Source organism: Alteribacillus sp. JSM 102045 (assembly GCF_041949975.1).
Classification (GTDB): domain Bacteria; phylum Bacillota; class Bacilli; order Bacillales; family Marinococcaceae; genus Alteribacillus.
Genome location: NZ_JBHFQG010000012.1, coordinates 96,659 through 102,658, shown reverse-complemented (window position 1 = coordinate 102,658; position 6,000 = coordinate 96,659). Strand labels below are relative to the sequence as shown.

Sequence of the window (6,000 nt, the reverse complement as noted above, 5' to 3'; positions counted from 1 at the left end):
TCTAACCTGGATCTGATCCTTCCATGGTCACCGGAGCTTCCCGAGATCTGTCACGTGCCAAATCAGAATACTTAAAGCATACGAAATCCCCATCTCATTTGAAAGGTGGGGATTATTTGACGCTTACTTTATTACGGTCATGTAATGACCATAGGTTTTGAATAAGATGAAAAAGATCATTGGTCTGGATTGTTCGTGGAAACACCTTGTCAATCACTTTTCTAAAGCGTGAAAAACGGTTTCTGGGAACCTGTCGAGCGCAACTGCAGTTGATAAGACATTTTTCTAGTGTTTCATGACTACGGTCTGACAAGAGACTAATCGTGGAAGTCAAAGCATCACAAATAATAACATCATATCTTATGCCGACGTTTAAGAATGCCATAAACAATAATTTGACATTCGTCAACAGAGCATTATCGATAATATTAATTAAAAAGATCGTCCTCTAGGCTTGCTTGGATCGCAACTGAGGACGGTCTTTTTTGTTGGTTTTTATTCAACTAAATGGAGAAGATTGCAGTAGCTGGTGATGCATGTCTTTCACGATATATCTCCTAGATTAAGGTAGTTAACGAAGAAATTTCACAATATTAATATGAGCAAAATGCTCATGTTTATTTTTTCCATTTATTTTGAAACCCCTAATATAACAATTTATTTGTGTTCAATACACAATCAAATGTTGTTTTCGTTTCGTTATTTACGTCTTTAATATGATTCCATGTAAATAGATGAGCAGACAATATTTCATTCCGTATAAGGGCTCATTTACAATACTAAGGCGAAGCAAGCTGGGGGTAATTAAAGATGAAAGATAAAGAAACCAATCGTGAGGCACAGTATAAAAGTAACATCATTACTGATATTAATCAAATTTGGAGTGACAAGGATCTGGAGCTATTTAAGAAAAACTCGAAAAGTATTTCTTGGTATGGTAATTATCCGACATACCTTTCAAAAAGTGACATATTTTTCCATAGAAGTGATCATAATACCCAATACGATGATTCTGAAAATATTGAAAGGGTGATAAAAACCATTTTAGAACGGATTCAGACAATTAATAATCGAAAAGACAAAACCCATATCGGACGAAAAGGCATCAATTTATGGTACCGGGATAACGTCATTTTAAAGAGATACAATTGCCCGGCAGTAATTGGATATTTAGACCAAAAAGTGCATTTGGATCCATGGACATTCCGTACAATTTTGTTTCTTTTGGAAAAAGTTTTATCCGTGACTACCGCAGTAAGAAATAAAACGGTCTCAGACTTAAAAAGAGAGGACTTTACAGATCCAAAGGTTTATCAGAAAGCTTTAAATTTATTAACTTCTAAAATGGAGACCGATTATTATCGTAATTTTTTGAATGAAATGTCTCCTTTTGAAAAAATTGACCTTGGGTTGAAAGCTACGAGATTCAAATACTCTTTTAACCATCCTATGGTAAATTATTGTTCTATACAACAAAGAAAAAAAGGCAATAAAGAGGCTAGTATCAGAAATAACCTAATTGAGCCAACTAAACGATTTTTCATTTGGTTATGTTCTGTGTACGAGCGATTTAAAGGTTGCTCTATTAATGAGGTAATTGTTCATTTCATTACGGAGGAACACCTTAAAGATTACAAACTTTACCTAATTAGACAGGTGAAAGAAGAGCAAATTACCGAAAATGGCGCACGTCAACATTTAGTAGACGTAAAGAAGTTTTTTAAGCTTCTTTATAAAGATAAGAAAGTGAATAGAGATGTGGGGCGCACTGTTACGAACCTGGAAGCAGATAACTACAAATTCAGGAAAATTCCAACTGATCTAGAAATACAAAAATTGTTTAATGTAGTTGAAATCTATTCTGATGATGTTGTCAAGGAACGTTTAGCATTTTCATTAATGCTCGTAATAGGGCTTAGAGGAATTGAAGTGTCACAGCTACGTTGGGAAGACGTTAACTTAGGGACAAAAACAATCAGCTTAAACGATACTAAGGGTAAGAACTGCGTTTTACCACTGCCTGAGGCTATTTGTGAGATGTTCAAGGAAATGGTTGTTAAGAGCAAGGGGCATGTATTCAGTTCTGAACCCAAAAAATATAGAATCAAACTTTACCAGAATTATAAGTTATACACGATGATTGCTGGTTGGAAATATGAGGGTGGATTACATTTACTCCGTCATATATTTGTTACGCGGTTATCAGAGTATTGTTCACCTAATTTAATAAGGCAATTAGCCCGACATAATTCCGATAGGACAACCGCAATGTATATTCATTTTGACAATGAATTTTTAAAAAAGGAAATCAATAAGATGGACGTTCATTTTAGGGGTGATTTTAAATGACGTTGAATAAAAAACAATCCAAAAAGCAAGAAATCACATCTGCATTACAGGAAATGTTAAGTATGTACAATATAGAAGATTTAAAGGATGCTACCTTCGATCTTTTTGGTATACAATCAAGTTACGAAAAAGAGTCCGACGTCAAAGTTCCAACAATGAACGAGGCTATAGAAATTTTTATCAAGAGTGATCATTATGCTTTACTTTCGGAGAACACACAACGGTCATATAAGTCCGTAATAAAAGAACTCAAACAATTTGTAATAAAGGATCCGCAGTTTCCAAATAAAGGAGAAACACCTTTTACAGAGGTCATTTTTCCTACAATGACGTTAATGAAATATTTAAAACAGGCAGCTAAAAACCACAATACTTTAAATAAGAAAAAGGCTGTTTTAAGAAAATTTATTCGAACAGTGGTTCAAGATTTTTATGAGGAGAATAGAGAGGTTTTTGGCAAAGCTCTTGAACTTAGTTGGAAAAAAAATGATCTTCCAAAGGATTATTCACCGGAACAGATTCATGAATTACTCATTTTGAGTAAGCATACTTCCAATGGTTTAAGGAATTATTCCATTATTACGACATTTTTGGCTGCTGGAATTCGGTTAAATGAGTTGACGCAACTCCAACTAAAAAATATTGATGTCGATAACCAGATGATAGAGGTTTTTCGAAAAAAAAGAAAGAATTTTCAAGCTGAACCAACTCCTATTGTTTCAACAGGCTTAGAAATACTCATGAGTTATGTACATTTTATGTACGGTCATCTAGAAGATAGTTGGGGAGCTTTAAAAAAGAATCACGGTGATTTGTATGTATTTCCTAAAACCGCAGAAAAAGGTTTCGATGGACAAAGATCGATAAGACGATCCTTACCAGTAGGGAAAGAACCAATTGAGGATCGTACAATTCAGTATATGGTAAAGGCTCTTGGCAGAAAAGCGACAACCATTACAGAGGAAGAACTAATAAACCGTTGCACACACGGATTTCGTCATTCGTTTAGTCTAATGGGGTTAAGATCTGGTATTAATATAAATTCTATTTCTAAATTTTTAGGACATAAAAGCCTAGCATCGACCGAGGTCTATTTAAACCAAACAGACGAACAAATGAGACAAGACATCGAATGTCATGCTTTGTCCGAATTTCAAGTAAACTACCTACGAAACTGGAAGGGAGAATAAAATTGAAACAATCATCGAATATCTTGCTGGAATCTGAATATTATAAAACCTGGTTACAACATTCGTCCTTAGCTAAAAGCTCTTTACGTAGCCAAACGAGCCAACTTAAAAAGTTGGGGGAATTTATTATGCTTCAAAATCCTGTAAGGAAACTAGATTTTGATAAATTCTACTATATTGAAAGTAACGATTCCTATGAGCCTTTTGATGAAGAATTCATGGATGAATATATTGATTATTTAAAAGGGTTAGGCACCTCAAAAGCTACCCTTTACACCAATATTTCAGCGATAAAAAACTTTTTCTTATTTTTAAAGACAGTGGGTTTGATCGATAAACACCCACTTCGGTATTATTCAAACCCTTACTATGATTTAAAAAAATGGGATCGGGCATTTAGTCTTGAAGAGGCTTTACAGTTGCTAAACGCTGCTTATAAACTTGATCCATTTTTTAAATCCTATTTTGTACTAATTCTTTTACTTTTAACTTGTGGATTACGCGCGCAGGAAGTTTGTATGTTAAGGAAATCACAAGTCAAATTTGATAGGAAAACTGTTGAAGTAACAAAGGGTCATAAAACACATGCAAGCGTAGTTTGGATGACAGAACTCTTAATGGAAGAATTTTATCAATATTTTAATCATCCGAGATGGCAAAGCTGGGCAAATGGAAGAGATAAGGAAGTGTTTTTTTATGAGGGAAAGACATTAAATCATTATCGATTGAAAAAAATGATTCAACAAGTCTATGAAGAAGCCGAAATTAAAAGGCACGTAAGGTTACACGATTTAAGATATACAATGGCTTATTTATTGTATATTAGGGGAATAAACACCATTTCAATCAAAAAACAATTGCGTCATGAAAAATTGGATACTACAATGCATTATTTGTCTCCAAATGAAGACTTAAAGAAAGCATTGGAGATATCTTCTTTAAAAAACGATAACTAGTCGAAGTTATTAAACTAGACGGTAATTTTTGAGTGCATTACTGTTAAAGACACTCTGAATCAAAAAAATATCGGACAATGCTTATGCTTGTCCAGATTTTTTAGCTTTACAAAGGAAACATCACTATTGTTATGAGCATATTGCTCATGGTTTAAGTTTCCAAGGGGCTGTTGCTTCCCTTTAAAATTGGCTTCTTCACCATTCATTAAAGTTTTATTCATTATCACTTTACATAGACTAATATTTCTATAGTTTAATGAAAAGTGATAAAACAGTTTAGATGGGAGGGTTACACTTAAATGGTAGCAATCCAAGAATGTGTTTCTGAAGAAACAGATATAATAGACGCTTTACACCTCATGAAAGACTATCGTTACTGGGCAAAAAATACAATTGATGGATATGTAACAGATGTAAAAGCGTTTGAAGAATTTTTAATGGACATGGAGTTGGATGCGACGCTAGAGAACGGTGCTAACCTGGAAGTAGTTAACCGTTGGATAAAGCAACAAAAAGAAAACGGGGCAGTTTACAAAACCATCACAAGAAGAATTGCGTCGTTATCAACAATATACAGCTTTTATTTAAATTTAGGAATCGTGGAAAATAATGTGTTCAAGGCTGTACAAGTGCCAGGTTCTCATACAGGTTCATTCTGTCGTCTGATTGATATGGAGGAATTAAAAGAGGTTTATTCAGCCATTCATGATCTAAAAAAAGATGGCATAGACGTTGATATTCCATTAAAAATATTAATATATACTGGGCTTCGCAATCACGCATTGTCTGCCTTAAAAGTGGGTGATATCAACTGGGAACAGGAAGTTCTGGTATATAACGAGGGAATAGATAACAATAAACACAAAATTCAATTCCTCCCTATTCCTCCAGTGTTTTTGAAGCAACTTGAAAAATATATTGATGAACAACATTTATCTCAAGAAGACCCTCTATGTTATGGCTTAAAAGGGCACCCATTACGTGAAAAGCAGCTCAACCGTATCACTGATAAATTATGCGAGTGTTTAGACTGGAAGAATGAAGAAAAGATCACTCCACATGGGTTCCGGTATTGTATCGCCACATTGCTTGATGAGAAAGGCGTGAAGTTAGAGAATATTCAATTTTTACTTGGGCATACATCGTCTGAAACCATTAAGCAATATATTAAAAGGCACAAACGTAAAATTCATCAAATACGCAATGCCCTCACAGATATAGAAAAGGAGTTAGAGGAGCATTTACATGGCTCTCATGAAACTCAAGTAGAACACCAACAAAAAATTGAAAACCAACAAATGGACAAGCACCAAGATAATAATGCGCCCAATACGACGTTACCGTATTCGGAGGAATTTCTTCTTGAGCTTTCCGATAGAAATCCTGATATGTTTTTACAGGTGATGAGAGAATTTCATAATAAGAATAACTTATTATGAGCGTTTATTATATTTTCTTAAAAAATAATTTAAGCGCAGAAGAAGCAGACCAACCCAAGTGGATTG

At 34.3% G+C, this 6,000-nt stretch carries 4 protein-coding genes; all 4 read left to right on the top strand.

Going from position 1 to position 6,000, the window contains the following annotated elements:
• Positions 1–810: 810 nt before the first annotated feature.
• The 4 genes from ACE1TI_RS10455 to ACE1TI_RS10440 all read left to right on the top strand — a co-directional run bounded on the left by ACE1TI_RS10455 (position 811) and on the right by ACE1TI_RS10440 (position 5,934).
• A complete protein-coding gene (locus tag ACE1TI_RS10455) occupies positions 811–2,349 on the top strand; it encodes a tyrosine-type recombinase/integrase (RefSeq protein ID WP_375007519.1) in 1,539 nt (512 codons plus the stop codon).
• Positions 2,346–3,539 (top strand): tyrosine-type recombinase/integrase, encoded by a 1,194-nt coding sequence (locus ACE1TI_RS10450; RefSeq protein WP_375007518.1) that lies wholly within the window; start codon positions 2,346–2,348, stop codon positions 3,537–3,539. Before ACE1TI_RS10455 ends, ACE1TI_RS10450 begins: the two co-directional genes overlap by 4 nt.
• A 2-nt stretch (positions 3,540–3,541) precedes the next feature.
• A complete protein-coding gene (locus tag ACE1TI_RS10445; RefSeq protein WP_375007517.1) occupies positions 3,542–4,495 on the top strand; it encodes a tyrosine-type recombinase/integrase in 954 nt (317 codons plus the stop codon).
• Between the two features lie 299 nt (positions 4,496–4,794).
• Complete coding sequence (locus ACE1TI_RS10440) at positions 4,795–5,934, top strand: tyrosine-type recombinase/integrase (protein ID WP_375007516.1); 1,140 nt, start codon at positions 4,795–4,797, stop codon at positions 5,932–5,934.
• The last annotated feature ends 66 nt before the right edge of the window (positions 5,935–6,000 follow it).